Origin of the sequence: Demequina mangrovi (assembly GCF_000759715.1) — a bacterium.
Taxonomy (GTDB): Bacteria; Actinomycetota; Actinomycetes; order Actinomycetales; family Demequinaceae; genus Demequina; species Demequina mangrovi.
Map to the genome: position 1 here is coordinate 223852 of NZ_BBLU01000002.1, position 16296 is coordinate 240147.

Genomic DNA, 16296 nt, shown 5'->3' on the forward strand with positions numbered 1-16296 from the left:
TCACTCCGCGTCACGCCTCCACGACCCCGACTTGCCGCCCTCCTTGGCAAGCAGGCGGATGTCACGGATCGTCGTGCCCTTGTCGAGCGCCTTCACCATGTCGACCACGTTGAGCGCCGCGACGGACACCGCGGTGAACGCCTCCATCTCGACCCCGGTCCTGTCCGCGGTCGAGACGGTCGCCGTGATGCGCACGCCCTCGTCCTCGACCGCCACGTCGACCACCGCGCCGTGGACGCCGATGACGTGCGCCAACGGGAGCAGCTCCGGCGTGCGCTTGGCCGCCGCGATACCCGCGATCCGCGCGAGCGCGAGCGCGTCGCCCTTGGGGACCGTCCCGTCCCTCAGCGCCGCCACCACGTGGGCCGCGCACGCGACGAAGCCTTCGGCCGTCGCCGAGCGGACCGTCGGCTGCTTCCGGGTGACGTCGACCATGCGGACCTCGCCGCGGGCGTCGAGGTGGGTGAAGGTGGGCGGAGTGGGGACAGTCATACGGTGAACCTCCTGACGGCGACGATATCGCCCGCCGCCACGGCATCGGCCTCGGCTCGCACCCGCGCGAGCCCGTCCGCGGACGCGAGTCGCGCCGCGAGATGCGAGCCCGAGCCACCGGAGGTCGCCGGTCGCACCCCTTCGGAGTCGATCGTCACGGGCATCACCTGCTCGCGCCCCGGCGGGCATCGCCAGGCCTCGAGCGCCCGCATCGGCGTCCACGGGGGCTCCGCCACGCCACGCATCGCGCGCACCGCGGGCGCCACGAAGACCTCGACGCACACCGCGACCGCGACCGGGTTGCCCGGCAGGCACACCACCGGCACCCCACCGATCCGTCCGAGCCCCTGCGGCTTCCCCGGCTGGATCGCCACCGTGAGGAACGACACCCCCGCCGGGGCGAGCCCTGCCTTCACCGGATCGTGCTCGCCGACGCTCGCGCCGCCGGTGGTGACCACGAGGTCGGCGTCGGCGCCGGAGACGGCCGCGAGCACCGCGTCCGGGCTGTCGCCGACCGCGCCGAGGTCCACCGGCACCGCGCCGAGCGCCCGCAGCGCGGCCTCGAGGTACACCGCGTTCGACTCGAAGATCTGCCCCGGCGCGAGCGTGCCGCCGGGTGCGACCAGCTCGTCACCGGTGACGAGGAAGGCCACCCGCGGCGCCGGCACCACCACGACCTCGCCCACCCCGGCGGCCGCCGCGGCCGCGAGATGACGCGGCCGGAGCCGGACCCCGGGCGGCACCACCAGGTCGCCATGTTGGGCGTCCTCGCCGCGGCGCCGCACATGCGCGCTGAGAGCGGCGGGTGCAGGGAGGAGGACCGCGTCCCCGGCGGCGGAGTCTCCGGCGGCGGCATCCCCGGCGGCTGCACCCCCAGCCACGGCACTCCCGGCGACGGCGCTCCCGGCGGCGGCATCCCCGGCCACGACACTCCCGGCGGCGGCATCCCCGGCGACAGCACCTCGGTCCACCACGACCCGCTCCTGCGGCACCACCGCATCGGCCCCGGAAGGCATCGGCGCACCCGTCATGATCCGCACCGCCTCGCCCGCAGCGAGGGTGCCGGGCCACGGATGCCCCGCGGCAGACTCCCCCACCACCGCGAGCCGCACCGGCGCACCCTCGCGGGCCTCGGCGGCATCGGCGGCGCGCACGGCGTAACCGTCCATCGCCGAGTTGTCGAAGGGCGGCAGGTCGGTGGCCGCACGGACCTCGACCGCGAGAACAGCATCGAGGGCGTCGGCGAGCGGCACCCGCCGCGGCTCGGGCGGCTCCACAAGGGCGAGCACCTGCGCGAGGTGCTCGGCGGCGCTACGCACGTGCCCCGCCGGCCACCGGGAGGCTCCGCCACTCGCCGTCGCGCGCGTCGATCACCTGCAGCGTCCCCGCCAGACCACGGCCCGCACCCGAGAGCAGCACCACGGCCTGCGACGCCATCGCCGCCCCCACCTGCCCGCACAAGGGGCCGAGGACGCCCCCCGCGTCGCAGACCCCGAAGTCCGGTGCCGGCTCCGTCGGGAAGATGTCGCGCAGCGAGCGGCCGTCCGCGAACACCGTCACCTGCCCGAACCAGCCCTGCACCGCGCCCCACACGAGGGGCACCCCGAGCGCGACCGCGGCATCGTCCACCGCGAGCCGCGAGGGCCAGGTGTCGGTGCAGTCCAGGATGAGGTCGTGCCCCGCGAGCGTGGACGCTGCGGACGCCGCGGTGAGGCGCGACGGCACGGCTTCAATGGCCGTGCCCGGCGCGATCCGCGCGAGCGCCTCCGTCGCCGCCGACACCTTGAGGCGGCCCACGTCGGACGGCCCGAAGAGCACCTGCCGGTGGAGGTTCGACACCGCGACGATGTCGCCGTCGATGAGGGTCAGCGCGCCGACGCCGGCGGCGGCGAGCTGCAGCGCGGCCGGGCAGCCGAGACCGCCGACGCCGACGATCGCGACCCGCGCGCCCGCGAGCGCGTCCTGTCCGGCGGCACCGAAGCCCGGCAGGGCGCGCTGCCGGACGAATGCGTCAGCTCCCACCCGCGTCACGGTACCGGTCGAGCACGATCTCCACGAGACGAGGATGCGGCGCGAGCGGCGCAGTCACGTAGTCGGCCCCGGCCTCGCCCAGGCGCTTCTGGAAGAAGCCCGGTGCCAGGAGGAACGATGCGACCGCCACCACCCCGTCCTCGCCGTACGCACGCGCCTCGGTCACCGCATCGGCGACGGTCGGGTGGATCCCCGCCGCGTAGCCGATGCGGACCGGGCCGCCCCAGCGCGCCCGCAGCATCTCCGCCGCGGCTGCGGTGTCCGCCTCGCTGCGCGGGTCCGAGGAGCCGGCGGCGGCGAGCACCAGGGTCGCCGTCTCCGGCACATGCGCCTCGTGGATGCGGTCCATGACGATGTCGATGAGGCGCGGATCCGGACCGAGCGCGGGCGCGGCCACCACGTCGCTGCGGCCGTCGACGGCCTCGGCGATGTCGTGATAGACGTGATAGCCGCCCGCGAGCAGCAGCGGCACCACCACCGCGGACGTGCCGTCCGCCTCGGCGACGTCGGCGACCACGTCCTTGCAGTAGGGCCCGTGGACGTCGACGTACGCGTCGCGCACCTCGTGCTGCGGCAGCGCCGCGCGGACGTCGTCGACCACCTGGAGGATGGTCGCCTGACCGTCCTCGTCCCGTGTGCCATGGGCGCAGGCGATGAGCATGCTCATGCGGCGCTCACCGCCAGCGCGTAGCCCCTCTTCACGACCGTTCGAACCAGCATGGGTGCCCCCGAGTTCTCCCTCAGCCTGTTGATCGCCGCCTCGACCGCGTGCGGCCCCGCCTGCGCTCCGGGGAGCACCGCGGCGAGCTGCTCGCGCGTGAGGACGTTTCCCTTCGCGGCCGCGAGGGCGCGCAGGATCTCGAGGCCGGTCGGCGTGAGCGGCAGCACCCGCCCCGCGAGCACGGCCGTCGTCGCGCGCATCACCAGGGGCCCGTCGGGCGTGGTGATGCCTACCGCGGTCTCGGTGAACTCCTGCACCAGCAGCCGCACGAGCGCACCGAGGCGCCAGCGGTCGGGATGCCTGACCTCGAGCCCCGCCGAGATGAGCGGCCCCGCGGTGACCGGCCCGACCGCCGCGATCACCAGCTCGCCGCTCGCGGCGCGGGCCGCGATCGCGTCGAGCGCACCCCGCTCGCGCGCCGTGGCGAGCCAGGACTCCGCCGCGGGCGCCGAGGTGAAGAGCACCGCATCGGCCCCGCCGCAGGCCGCCTGGTCGATCCATTCGACGTGGCTCGCGGGGCTGAGCGGCTCGCCCCAGCCGTAGACCAGCAGGCTCTGCACGCGCGCTCCCGCCGCCGTGAAGGCCTCGTCGAGCCCGTCGGAGCCGTTGCCGTGATGCTGCACCGCGACCCGGAGCCCCTCCACGCCCTCGGCGAGCAGGTAGTCGCGGAGCTCCGCCGCGGTCTCCGACTCCGCGACCCAGTCGGCCTCGAGGCCGGCCTGCTGGATCGCGCCGCGCGCCTTCGGTCCCCGCGCGATGAAGCGCGCGTCACGGAAGGCGTCGAGCAGGTCGTCCAGCAGCCCGGCGGCGTCGGCCGCCTCGATCCAGCCGCGGAAGCCGATGCCCGTGGTGGCGACGACCACGTCCGGCGGGTCCTCGATGAGGGCCCGGGTGTCGGCGATGAGCTGCGCGTCGTCGAGGTGAGGGATGGTGCTGAGCGCGGCCGCGTGCTTGATGATCGCGCCCCGCCGCTCGAGGGCCGAGGCGAGCTCGCGCTTGCGACGGTCCGCGGTGATGACCATCACGCAGCCCGTGAGCGGCTCCCCCACCACTGACAACTCGGCCTCCTCGTCACCCGGACCGCGGCGGCGTCGCCGCGATCTGCGAGGCCAGCAGATCCGGCCTCGCCACGTTTCCGACGACGATAACGGCGGGAGGTTTCACCCCTGTTTCACCTGCGAAACGAACGATGTCCGCGAGGGTGCCGCGTGTCACGCGCTCCTCGACGGTGGTGCCGCTCTCGACGATCGCGACCGGGGTCGCCGGATCGGCACCCCCGGCCAGACCAGCGGTGACGATGTCAGGCAGGGCCGCGACGCCCATGAGGACCACCACCGTGGTCCCCTCGGCCATGGCCGTCACCGCGGTCGCATCGGCCCCCGCGTGACCGCTGGTGACGAGGACCGCGGTCGACAGCCCGCGCTGCGTCACGGGGATGCCCGCGCGCGCCGGCACCGACAGCGCCGAGGTCACCCCCGGCACCACCTCGACGGGCACGCCCGCGGCGATGCAGGCGTGCGCCTCCTCGCCTCCGCGCCCCAGCACGAACGGGTCGCCGCCCTTGAGCCGGACCACCGTCCGTCCCGCGAGCGCATGCTCGACGAGGATCGCGTTGATCCGGTCCTGCGGGACGGGGTGGGTGTCGGGCGACTTGCCGACGTTGATCACCTCGACGTCGTAGGGCACCGAGACGAGCAGCTCGGCGGTGCCGAGGCGGTCGGCGACCACCACATCGGCCTCCGCGAGCGCCTGCCGGCCGCGGACCGTGACGAGGCCCGGATCGCCCGGGCCTGCGCCCACGAGGATGACGCGCCCGTGTCCCTCGCGCCGCCGGCGCAGGTCCACCTCCCCGGCGTCGACATGCGCCGCGAGCGCGTCGCGCACCGCGCGGATGCGCCGCGGGTCGGGCGTGCCCGTCGAGATCACGCCGATCGCGAGGTCGCCGTGGCGCGACAGCGCCGCCTGGCGCGCGGAGCCGTGCGAGGCGTCCGAGGCGTCGATGCAGAACACGCGACGCGCCTCGGCCCACGCGGCGACACGGTCGTTGACCTCGGGCGCGTCCGTCGCGGCGAGCACGAACCACGCCTCGGCGAGGTCGGCCTCCTCGATCCCGCGCTCGTGCCACACGAGGTCGCCGTGCTGCGCGTGCTGCCGGATGTCCGCCGTCGCCACAGGGGCGACGACCACGAGGTCGGCCCCCTCGGCGAGGAAGCGCCGCACGCGCCGCGACGCGACGTTGCCCGCGCCCGCGACGACGACGCGCCGGTCCTTGAGGTCGATGCCGAAGAGCGCGGTCACGCGCGGCCTGCCAGGTTGCTCATCACGGCGCCATTGTCGTGGGGAACGCCGCTCGCGACCAACTCCCGTCGCGCCGGCCGCCCCGGATGGCCGCTCAGGTCGGGCCGTCCGTCGGGCCGTCCGTCGGGCCGTCCGTCGGGCCGTCCGTCACGCCGACCGTCACGCCGACCGTCGAGCCGACCGTCACGACCACCGCCCCGTCGATCACGTCGACCGGGTAGACCCGCAGGTCGGGTGCGAGCCCGTCCTTGGGCGCCTTGTCCATCGTCACCAGGCACGAGCCGTCGAGGAGCGAGAACACCTGCTTGTAGATCGGCGAGGCGATCGTCGGCACGTCACCCTTGGAGCCGGTGATCCCGCGCGACAGCACCGATGCGCCCGAGAACGGGTCGAGGTTCTGGACCGCGTGCACGCTCCCGTCGGCGAGGCGGAAGATCGCGACCTGGACCCCACCGACGAGCGCCGCGACGCCGAGCTCCGGCGTGAGCCTCTCGTACGCGCACACGGCCGCCGTGACGGTGGAGGATGCGGTGACGGCGGACGATGCGCGGGCCGCGGACGCCTCGGGCGCGGCGGACGATGCGGCGGTCGTGGTCATGAGCGGACCTCCAGGGTGGTCGGGGCGATGAGGACCGCGCCGTCGGCGCGCTCGGCGGGGGTGGCCGGGCGGCGCTGGCCGCGCTGCTCGACATAGGCGAGGGTCGGGTCGGCCTGGTCGGGCGCGTTGACGAAGCTGGTGAACTGCTGGAGCCGCACCGGGTCGTTCAGCACCGCCTTCCACTCGTCCTCGTAGCTGTCGATGTGGCGCGCCATGTGCGCGTCGAGCTCCTCGCCCAGGCCCAGCGAGTCGTCGACCACGATCTGGCGGATCCGGTCGAGCCCGCCCTCGTGCTCCTGCTGCCACGGCGCCGTCCGCTGCAGACGGTCCGCGGTGCGGATGTAGTACATGAGGTAGCGGTCGATCACGCGGAACACCTCCTCGTCGGGGACGTCCTCGACCAGCAGCTGCGCGTGGACCGGCGTGAAGCCGCCGTTGCCGCCCACGTAGACGTTCCAGCCCTTGTCCGTCGCGATGACGCCCACGTCCTTGCCACGCGCCTCCGCGCACTCGCGCGCGCAGCCCGACACGCCAAGCTTGAGCTTGTGAGGGCTGCGCAGGCCGCGGTACCGGAGCTCGAGCGCGATCGCCATGCCCACCGAGTCCTGCACGCCGTAGCGGCACCAGGTCGACCCGACACAGGACTTCACCGTGCGCAGCGACTTGCCGTACGCGTGGCCCGACTCCATGCCCGCGTCCACCAGCCGCTTCCAGATCGACGGCAGCTGCTCGAGCCGCGCGCCGAACATGTCGATCCGCTGCCCGCCGGTGATCTTCGTGTAGAGCCCGAAGTCCTGAGCGATCTGCCCGATGAGGATGAGGTGCTCGGGGAGGATCTCTCCGCCCGGCACGCGCGGCACCACCGAGTACGTGCCGTCCTTCTGCATGTTCGCCATGACGCGGTCGTTGGTGTCCTGCAGCGCCGCGCGGTCGCCCGTGAGGACGTGCTCGTTGTAGAGGCTCGCGAGGATCGAGCCGATCGTCGGCTTGCAGATGTCGCAGCCGCGGCCCGTGCCGAAGCGCTCGATCACCTCGGAGAAGGTGGTGACCTCGGACACCTTGATCGCGTTGAACAGGCCCGCACGCGACAGCTCGAAGTGCTCGCACAGCGCGTTCGAGACCTCGATGCCCGACTTCTCGAGCTCGGTGCCCATGATCTTCTTCACCAGCGGCAGGCACGAGCCGCACGAGGTGCCCGCCTTGGTGCAGCCCTTGACCGCGCCGAGATCGTGGCAGGCCTCCTCGTTGACCGCGTGACGGATCGCGCCGGCCGACACGTTGTTGCACGAGCAGACGCCCGCATCGTCCGGCAGCTCGATCTCGCCCTTCTCGACCGAGCCCTCGGGGAGGATCCACGCGGCGGGGTCGCCCGGCAGCTCCGCGCCGACCATCGGCCGCAGCGAGGCGTAGGCGCTCGCGTCTCCCACCAGGACGCCGCCGAGCAGCGTGCGCGCGTCGTCGGTGAGCACCAGCTTCTTGTAGACACCGTTGACCGGGTCCGCGTAGACCATCTCGAGCGCGCCCGGGGTGGTGGCGAAGGCGTCGCCGAAGGACGCGACGTCGACCCCGAGAAGCTTGAGCTTGGTCGCGGTGTCCGCGCCGGGGAAGGTCGACTCCCCGCCGAGCAGCCGGTCGACGGCGATCTCCGCCATCGTGTTGCCCGGGGCGATCAGGCCGATGCACGCGCCCTGGATGCACGCGACCTCGCCGATCGCGCTCACGGCCGGGTCCGCGGTGAGGCAGGTGTCGTCGACCACGACGCCACCGCGAGCGCCCATCTCGAGGCCCGCCTGCGAGCCGAGCTCGTCCCGCGGCCGCACGCCGGTGGCGAAGACGACGACGTCGACCAGCTGCTCGGCGCCGTCCGCGAAGGCCATCGAGCCCACGTGCCCGTCCTTGCCCGCGCGGATCTCCTTGGTGGCGGTGTTGCAGCGCACTCCGACGCCCATGCCCTCGATGAGGCGCTTGAGCGCCTCGCCGCCGCCCGCATCGACCTGGAGGTTCATGAGGCGGTCGTTGAACTGGATCACCGTGCTGTGCGCGCCGAGGCCCTGGAGCGCGCCCGCGGCCTCGAGACCCAGCAGACCGCCGCCGATGACCGCGCCGCGCACCGGGCGGCCGAGCGTCGCGCGGCGCTCCTCGACGTAGCCGCGCAGCGCGGCGACATCGTCGAGCGTGCGGTAGACGAAGACCCCGGGGAGGTCCGCGCCGGGCGTGGGCGGCGTCCACGCGTAGGACCCGGTCGCGAGGACCAGGTGGTCGTAGGCGACCTCGCGGCCGCCCTCGACCGTGACGATGCGGCGGTCGCGGTCCACGCCGACGGCGCGGGAGTCGCGGTGCAGCGTCACCAGCGGGTCCTCCCACAGCGCGGGGTCGCCCAGCTGGAGGTCCTCGGGGGCGCGGCCGGTGAAGTAGCTGGTGAGCGCGACGCGGTCGTACGGCGCGCGCGGCTCCTCGGCGATCACCTCGACGGAGTACCTCCCGTCCGCGTCACGGGCGCGCAGCGCCTCGGTGAACCGGTGGGCGACCATGCCGCCGCCCACGACGACGATGTGCTCGGTGGTCATCATGCCTCCCCCATCCCCGCCAGGGCGGGGACCTTGGTGTCGCTCGCGGCGCTCGCCGCGAGCAGCTCCTTCACCTGCGGCTTGCAGTCACCGCAGCCGGTCGACGCGCGGGTCGCGCGTGACACGTCCTGCAGGGAGTCGCAGCCGTCCGCGATCGCGGCGCAGATGCGTCCCTTCGAGACCCCGTTGCACTGGCAGACGGTGTCGTCGTCGTCCATCTCGGTCACGTTCTTCCGCGCGGGCCCCGCGCCCGGCACGGGCCGGACGATGAGATGAGCCGGGTCGGACGGCACCGGGAGCATGCGCGTGTAGAGCGCCTGCAGCTCGGTCGCGCACGCCTTGTCGCCCACGACCGTCGCCCCGACCAGCAGCCCGTGCGACACCACCACCTCGACGAAGCGTCCGATGGCCGGGTCGGAGAGGCGCACCGCGCGGAGATCGCGCTCGCCGTGATCGAACTTCCCGGACAGGCCCATCGTCACCACGTCGAGACCGGTCGCCTTGACCCGCACCACGTTGGTGGTGTCGGTGTCCTCGCCCCGCGGCCGCGACGTGGTCTCACCGGACCCGGTGCCCGACGCCGCCCACGCGTCCACGAGCCGCGCCGCCTGATCCCAGCCCTGCGCGACCAGCCCGCTGCCGCCCTCGGGCGGCTGCGCGCAGTCGCCGATCGCGAAGACGGTCCCGTCCTCGGGCGAGGCGAGCGCATCGTCCACCACGACGCCCCGCTCGCACGGCAGCCCGGCGCGACGCGCGAGCGCGGTCTCGGGGATGGTCCCCGCGCACATGACGAGCAGGTCCGTGAGCACCTCGGCGCCGTTGCCGAGCAGGACCGCGCTGATGCGGCCGCGCTTCTCGATCACGCGCGTGACGGAGGTGGTGGTGACGACCGAGATGCCGAGCCGCCCGAGCGAGCCCTCCGCGACGGCCGAGGCGGCGCTCCCGAGCTGACGCTCCATGAGGCGGTCCGCGTGATGCACCAGCGTGACGGACAGCCCGCGCGCGGCGAGGCCCGTCGCCACCTCGAGGCCCAGCACGCCGGCGCCCAGCACCACGGCGCGGCGCGCCTTGGGGAGCGCGCCGAGGATCTGCTGCGCGTCGGCGAGGTCCTTGAGGACGCTCACGCCGGGCACCAGCCCGTCGGGGGTGGCGACGTGCTGGATCTGCGGGATGCGGGCCGCCGAGCCGGTCGCGAGGACCAGCCGGTCGTAGCGGTGAAGCGAGCCGTCCGACGCGGTGACGATGCGCCGGTCGCGGTCGATCTCCGTGGCGGAGACCCCCTGGCGGACGTCGATGCGCTCGTGCGGGGGCGCGTCGAGCGCGATCCCGTCGGCGGCGGCCTTGCCCGCGACCACGCTCGACAGCAGCACCCTGTTGTAGGGCTCGTGCGGCTCGCGGCCGAGCACCGTGACGTGCGCGTCGGGGATGCGGGTCGCGGCGTCCTGCGCGAAGCGCGAGCCCACCATCCCGTGGCCAATCACGACGATCCTCATGACAGCGCCCCTTCCTTCTCGCGGATCCCGTCGCGCAGCGCGGCGCGGATGTGGACGGCGGTGACCTTGAACTCGGGCATCGACGAGGTCGGATCCGTGACGTCGTTGGTGAGCCGGTTGGCGCTGCCCTCGCCCGCCCAGTGGAACGGCATGAACACGGTGTCGACGCGGATGTCCTCGGTGAGCCGCACCGGTGCGCTCGCCTCTCCCCGCGCCGTCGTGAGGATCGCGACGTCGCCCGCGGCGAGGCCGAGCCGGTCGGCGAGCAGCGGGTGCATCTCGACGAAGGACTCGGGCTGGGCCTCGGCGAGCTCCGCGACGCGGCGGGTCTGCGCGCCCGACTGGTAGTGCTGCAGCACGCGGCCCGTCACCAGGTAGGTCGTGGCGCCGTGGCGCACCTCGTCGACCGGGCCGCGGTGCGCCACGGCGATCATGCGTGCGCGTCCCGACGGCGTGGGGAAGCGCTCGAGGAACGGCCGGGGCGTGCCCGGGTGGGCCGGCTCCCCCGGGGACGATGCGGGGCACGGCCAGAACAGCTCCTCGCCGGCGTCGAGGCGCGCGTACGTGATGCCGCTGTAGTCGGCCTTGCCTCCGGCGGAGGCGCGCGCCATCTCGTCGAACATCGTCTCCGCGTCCTCGCTGAAGACCGCGTCGCAGCCGAGGCGCCGCGCCAGCTCGCCCAGGATCCACAGCTCGCTGCGCGCCTCGCCGGGGGCCTCGACGGCGGCGCGGCGGCGGATGATGCGGCCCTCGAGGTTGGTCATGGTGCCGTCCTCCTCGGCCCACTGGGTCACGGGGAGGATGACGTCGGCGAGCATCGCGGTCTCGGACGGCACGAGGTCGCACACCACGAGCAGGTCGAGCGCCCGCAGGCGCTCCTCGACGCGCGTCGCGTTCGGCGCGCTCACCACCACGTTGCTGCCGTGCACCAGCAGGGCGCGAGGGCCGTCCGGCGTGCCGAGCGACGTGAGCAGCTGCACCGCGGGCACCCCGGGGCCGGGGATCACCGCCGGGTCGACGCCCCACACCGAGGCGACGTGGGCACGCGCGGCGGGGTCCGTGATCATCCGGTAGCCGGGAAGCTGATCCGACTTCTGACCGTGCTCGCGGCCGCCCTGACCGTTGCCCTGCCCGGTGACGGGCCCGTAGCCCGAGCCCTCGCGGCCGACGAGCCCCAGCGCGAGCGCAAGGTTGATCGCGGCGTTGACGCAGTCGGTGCCCTGAGCCATCTGCTCGACGCCGCGCCCGGTGAGGAGGTACGCGCCCCGGCCCTCGCGAGATGGGGACGCAGCGGCCAGGAGGCGCGCGACGTCGCGGAGCGTGTCCGCGGGGATGCCGGTGACGGCCTCGGCGCGCTCGGGCCACCACTGCGCCACCGAGCGGCGAACCTCGTCGAGGCCCTCGACGCGGGCGGCGAGGTAGGCCGCGTCCTGCATGCCCTCGGCGAGCACGATGTGCAGCAGAGCGAGCAGCACCACCATGTCGGATCCGGGGACCGGGGCGAGGTGGATGCCCGCGCCGCCGTCCGTGAGCTTCGCGGTCACGGTCGCCCGAGGGTCGACCACGACCAGGCCGCCGCGCGACCGCACCCCCGCAAGGTGCTGGACGAACGGGGGCATCGTCGTGCCCATGTTCGATCCCAGGACGAGCACCGCATCGGCGCCGCCGAGGTCCGCGAGCGGGAACGCGAGCCCGCGGTCCATGCCGAGCGAGCGGTTCGAGGCCGCCGCGGCCGACGACATGCAGAAGCGGCCGTTGTAGTCGATGAGACGCGTGCCGAGCGCGAGCCGCGCGAACTTGCCGAGCGCGTACGCCTTCTCGTTGGTGAGGCCCCCACCGCCGAACACCGCCACCGCATCGTTCCCCGACTCGGCCTGCAGCGCCGAGACGCGGTCGGCGACCAGGCCGAGCGCCTCGTCCCACGAGGCCTCACGGAAGCCGCCGTCCGCCGTGCGGATCATCGGCGCCGTGATGCGGTCGGCGGCGCGGAGCACCTCGGCCGAGGTCCAGCCCTTCTGGCACAGGCCCCCGCGGTTGGTGGGGAACTCGCGCCCCGCGACCGCGACGGGGAGCCGCTCCCCCGCCGTCACGGTGAGCGTCTGCGCGCACTGGAGCGCGCAGTAGGGGCAGTGGGTGGCCACGGAGGCGGCGGCGTGGGGAGCCGCCGCCACCGTGGCCGGCTGGGGGGCCGTCATGTCAGACGTTCCTCATCGTCGCGCCCTTGCGCAGGTAGAACACCCAGGTGAGGGCCGCCATCACCAGGAAGACGACGACGTAGATCTGGAGGGCCGGGACGATGGTGCCCGACTGCTCCTTGGCGATCTTGTAGATGAACGGGATCGCGAAGCCGCCGAAGGCGCCCACCGCGGAGATGATGCCGACCGCGCCGGCCGCCTGACGCTTGTAGTCGAGGCGGCTCTCGTCGGTGTCGGCGCCCTTCGCCTGGTGGAGGCGCCCGAAGATCGACGGGATCATCCGGTACGTCGACCCGTTGCCGATACCGGTGGCGAAGAAGAGCACCATGAAGCTCGCGAAGAACAGCCCGAGCGACTCGTTCTGGACGCCGATCACCGCGGTCAGGCCGGCGATCGCCATCACCACGAACGCGCCGACGGTGATGATCGCGCCGCCCACGCGGTCCGCCAGCTTGCCGCCGTACGGACGCGACAGCGAGCCGATGAGCGCGCCGAGGAAGCCCCAGCTGAGGGCGATGTCCGAGCGCTCGAAGACCACGGTGAGGAGCGTGGGGAACGCCGCCGAGTAGCCGATGAACGAGCCGAACGTGCCGATGTAGAGGAAGGCCATGAGCCAGGTGTGGCCGTGCTGGAGCGAGGCGGCCGTGGGCCGCGGGTCCGCCTTGGCCTCGCGCAGGTTGTCCATGAAGAGGAACGCGAGGATCGCCGCGGCGACCGCGAGCGGGACGTAGACGAGGCCGGCGGCCGAGAGCCCGAGCGCGCCGATGCCGATGACGAGCGGCACCAGCTTCTGCGCCACGGCCACGCCGATGTTGCCGCCCGCGGCGTTGAGGCCGAGCGCCCAGCCCTTCTCCTTGTCGGGGTAGAAGAACGAGATGTTGGCCATGGACGAGGCGAAGTTGCCGCCGCCGAAGCCCGCGGTCGCGGCGATCGCGACGAGGACCCCGAACGAGGTCTCGGGGTGCTGGACCACCCAGGCGAGGCCGAGGGTCGGGATCAGCAGCAGCAGCGCCGAGATCACGGTCCAGTTGCGGCCGCCGAAGATCGGCACCGCGAAGGTGTAGGGGACGCGCAGGAACGCGCCGACGCCGGAGGCGACGGCCAGGAGCGTGAACCCCTGACCCGCGGTGAGGGCCCAGCCGTTGGCGCCGGCGGTGACGAGCGCACCCGCGTCGTCGTACGTGCCGTACATGCGGACGACCACGATCGACCACAGCAGCCAGACGGAGAAGCCGATGTGCTCGGCGACGATGGAGAACACGAGGTTGCGGAACGCGATGGACTTGCCGCGGGCCTCCCAGAACAGAGTGTTCTCAGGCTCCCAACGCTCGATCCACCGGCCCTTGCCGATCACGCCGGGCTCGAGAGCCTCGACGGCGGCCTTGTCGGATACGGTCATTGCCCCTCCCAGGACTTGTGTCCGACCGGGGCGGGGACCCCGAGTGAACCGGACACTCCTGAAGGTAGGAGCCGTGTGTTTCGCCTGACGGCGCGGATTGTGAACCCTGCGGCAACTCTTCCTCACCCGCGCGGGCCGCGCGCTGTGAGGTGTTTCACCGACCTCGACCGAGGGTGTGAGATCGGCGATCTGCCAGGCGTGTTGCTACGCGCCGCGCGAATCCCTCTCGGACTGCGCCCACGCGGCGACGGTGGCGACGATGTGGTCGACGTCGGACGCGGTGTGGGCCGCGGAGACGAACCAGGCCTCGTACGCGCTCGGCGGCAGCGCGACGCCCTCCCGGCGCAGCGCGTGGAACAGCCGCGCGAACGCCGCCGTGTCCTGCCCCGCGACCTGCTCGAAGGTCACGGGCGCCGACTCGAGGCCGAGGAAGATCGAGAAGAGCGTCCCGGCGCTCCCGACCGCGTGGGTGATCCCGGCCGCGGTGAGCGCCCCGGACACACCGTCGCGCAGCGAGGTCGCGGCCTCCGCGACCCGGCCGTGGACCTCGTCGGTGAGCAGGCGCATCGTCGCGAGGCCCGCCGCCACCGCGACGGGGTTACCCGACAGCGTGCCCGCCTGGTAGACCGGCCCGAGCGGCGCGAGCTGCTCCATGAGGTCGCGGCGTCCGCCGAGCGCGGCGACGGGCAGGCCGCCGCCGATGACCTTGCCGAAGGTCACGAGGTCCGGCGTCCAGGGGTCGAGATCCGCGGCGACGTCGTGATCGCGCTCGACGCCCCAGTACCCGGCCGGGCCGGCGCGGAAGCCGGTGAGGACCTCGTCGAGGATCATCACGGCGCCCTCGTTGCGGCAGAGCGTCGAGATCAGGCGGTTGAAGCCCGCCGGAGGGGCGACGACGCCCATGTTGGCGGGCGCCGCCTCGGTGATGACAGCCGCGACCTCCGAGCCGTGCTCGGCGAAGGCCGCGGTGAGCGCGGCCTCGTCCCCGTACGGCAGCACGATGGTGTCCTGCGCCGCCCCGGGCGTGACGCCGGCGGAGTCGGGCACGCCCGAGGTCGCGAGGCCCGAGCCCGCCGCGACCAGCAGCGCGTCGGAGTGGCCGTGGTAGCAGCCGGCGAACTTGATGAACTTGTGACGGCCGGTGGCGGCGCGCGCGAGGCGGATCGCGGTCATCGTCGCCTCGGTACCGGTGGAGACCAGGCGGACCCGCTCGGCGGGCGCGTAGCGCTCGCGGATGAGCTCGGCGAGCTCGACCTCGGCCTCGGTGGTGGCGCCGAAGCTCAGGCCCCGCGCCGCGGCCTCCTTGACCGCGGCGACCACGGTCGGGTGCGCGTGCCCGAGGATGGCCGGACCCCACGAGGCGACCAGATCGATCATCTCTCGACCCTCGGCGTCGACGATGCGGCTGCCGTGCGCCTCGACGATCGGCACCGGCTCTCCCCCGACGCCGTTCCACGCGCGCACGGGCGAGTTCACGCCGCCGGGCAGGATGGCGCGGGCGCGCTCCGAGTACGAGGACATTCAGTTCTCCTTGAGCCAGGCGGCGAGCTCGAGCGCCGCGTAGGTGACGATGATGTCGGCGCCGGCGCGGCGCATCGAGGTGAGCGCCTCGAGGTGCGCGGCGCGGCGATCCAGCCAGCCGTTCGCCGCGGCCGCCTCGATCTGCGCGTACTCCCCCGACACGTGGTACGCGGCGACGGGCACGCGCGACTGCGCGGCGACCTCGGCCACGACGTCGAGGTACGGCAGCGCGGGCTTCACCATGACGATGTCGGCGCCCTCGAGCTCGTCGAGCTCGGCCTCGCGCAGCCCCTCGCGACCGTTGGCCGGGTCGAGCTGATACGTGCGGCGGTCGCCCTGGAGCTGACTGTCGACGGCCTCGCGGAACGGGCCGTAGAAGGCCGAGGCGTACTTCGCGGCGTAGGCGAGCAGGGCGACGTCGGTGAAGCCCTCGGCCTCGAGCGCGCCGCGCACCGCGGCCACCTGGCCGTCCATCATCCCGCTGAGCCCCAGCACGTGAGCGCCAGCGCGGGCCTGTGCGAGGGCCATCTCCGCGTAGATCTCGAGCGTCGCGTCGTTGTCGACCCGGCCGGTGCCGTCGAGCACGCCGCAGTGGCCGTGGTCGGTGAACTCGTCCAGGCAGAGGTCCGCCATGACGACCAGCCGGTCGCCCGCCGACTGCGCCGCGGACGCGATCGCGCGGTTGAGGATGCCGTCGGGGTCGACCGCCCCGGAGCCCTGCGCGTCGCGGACGGACGGGATCGCGAAGATCATGAGGCCGCCCACGCCCGCCTCGATCGCGCGGTCGACCAGCGCCGGCACCGCGGCGAGCGGATGCTGCGAGACGCCGGGCAGCGAGCCGATGGGCCGCTCCTCGGCGAGGTCCTCGTGCACGAAGATCCCCCACACCAGCTCGGAGGCGTGCGGTCGCACCTCGCGCACGAGGCGTCGCATCGCGGGCGTGGCGCGCAGGCGGCGCGGGCGGTGGCTGATCATGCTGTC

Annotated in this window: 13 protein-coding genes; all 13 read right to left on the reverse strand. The window is 73.7% G+C overall.

Annotated features, from left to right (window positions below; all coding sequences use genetic code 11):
• Entirely contained in the window at positions 1 to 492 is a 492-nt protein-coding gene (moaC, locus tag TR42_RS02940; protein WP_042212856.1) for a cyclic pyranopterin monophosphate synthase MoaC, read from the reverse strand.
• Positions 489 to 1811, reverse strand: a complete 1323-nt coding sequence (locus TR42_RS02945; protein WP_042212858.1) for a molybdopterin molybdotransferase MoeA — start codon at positions 1809 to 1811, stop codon at positions 489 to 491. The genes moaC and TR42_RS02945 overlap by 4 nt, the downstream gene beginning before the upstream one ends.
• Positions 1804 to 2514 (reverse strand): HesA/MoeB/ThiF family protein, encoded by a 711-nt coding sequence (locus TR42_RS02950; protein ID WP_052405536.1) that lies wholly within the window; start codon positions 2512 to 2514, stop codon positions 1804 to 1806. The genes TR42_RS02945 and TR42_RS02950 overlap by 8 nt, the downstream gene beginning before the upstream one ends.
• The gene (locus tag TR42_RS02955; protein WP_236623312.1) at positions 2504 to 3190 is read right to left on the reverse strand and encodes a sirohydrochlorin chelatase; all 687 of its coding nucleotides are present in this window, start codon (positions 3188 to 3190) and stop codon (positions 2504 to 2506) included. The genes TR42_RS02950 and TR42_RS02955 overlap by 11 nt, the downstream gene beginning before the upstream one ends.
• The gene (locus TR42_RS02960) at positions 3187 to 4296 is read right to left on the reverse strand and encodes a uroporphyrinogen-III synthase (RefSeq protein WP_042212861.1); all 1110 of its coding nucleotides are present in this window, start codon (positions 4294 to 4296) and stop codon (positions 3187 to 3189) included. The genes TR42_RS02955 and TR42_RS02960 overlap by 4 nt, the downstream gene beginning before the upstream one ends.
• Before the next feature lie 19 nt (positions 4297 to 4315).
• A complete protein-coding gene (gene cobA / locus TR42_RS02965; protein WP_042212863.1) occupies positions 4316 to 5542 on the reverse strand; it encodes a uroporphyrinogen-III C-methyltransferase in 1227 nt (408 codons plus the stop codon).
• Positions 5543 to 5636: 94 nt separating this feature from the next.
• Positions 5637 to 6140: a nitrite reductase small subunit NirD gene (gene nirD / locus TR42_RS02970; RefSeq protein ID WP_074789118.1), complete on the reverse strand. Its 504-nt coding sequence runs from the start codon at positions 6138 to 6140 to the stop codon at positions 5637 to 5639.
• The gene (gene nirB / locus TR42_RS14055) at positions 6137 to 8707 is read right to left on the reverse strand and encodes a nitrite reductase large subunit NirB (protein ID WP_052405554.1); all 2571 of its coding nucleotides are present in this window, start codon (positions 8705 to 8707) and stop codon (positions 6137 to 6139) included. Before nirB ends, nirD begins: the two co-directional genes overlap by 4 nt.
• Complete coding sequence (locus tag TR42_RS02980; RefSeq protein WP_052405537.1) at positions 8707 to 10200, reverse strand: FAD-dependent oxidoreductase; 1494 nt, start codon at positions 10198 to 10200, stop codon at positions 8707 to 8709. Before TR42_RS02980 ends, nirB begins: the two co-directional genes overlap by 1 nt.
• On the reverse strand, positions 10197 to 12395 hold the full coding sequence (locus tag TR42_RS02985) for a molybdopterin oxidoreductase family protein (protein WP_042212866.1): 2199 nt from the start codon (positions 12393 to 12395) through the stop codon (positions 10197 to 10199). Before TR42_RS02985 ends, TR42_RS02980 begins: the two co-directional genes overlap by 4 nt.
• Before the next feature lies 1 nt (position 12396).
• Positions 12397 to 13794 (reverse strand): MFS transporter, encoded by a 1398-nt coding sequence (locus tag TR42_RS02990; protein WP_042212867.1) that lies wholly within the window; start codon positions 13792 to 13794, stop codon positions 12397 to 12399.
• Between the two features lie 204 nt (positions 13795 to 13998).
• Positions 13999 to 15315, reverse strand: a complete 1317-nt coding sequence (hemL, locus tag TR42_RS02995) for a glutamate-1-semialdehyde 2,1-aminomutase (protein WP_042212869.1) — start codon at positions 15313 to 15315, stop codon at positions 13999 to 14001.
• The gene (gene hemB / locus TR42_RS03000) at positions 15316 to 16290 is read right to left on the reverse strand and encodes a porphobilinogen synthase (protein WP_042212871.1); all 975 of its coding nucleotides are present in this window, start codon (positions 16288 to 16290) and stop codon (positions 15316 to 15318) included.
• Positions 16291 to 16296 lie beyond the last annotated feature (6 nt).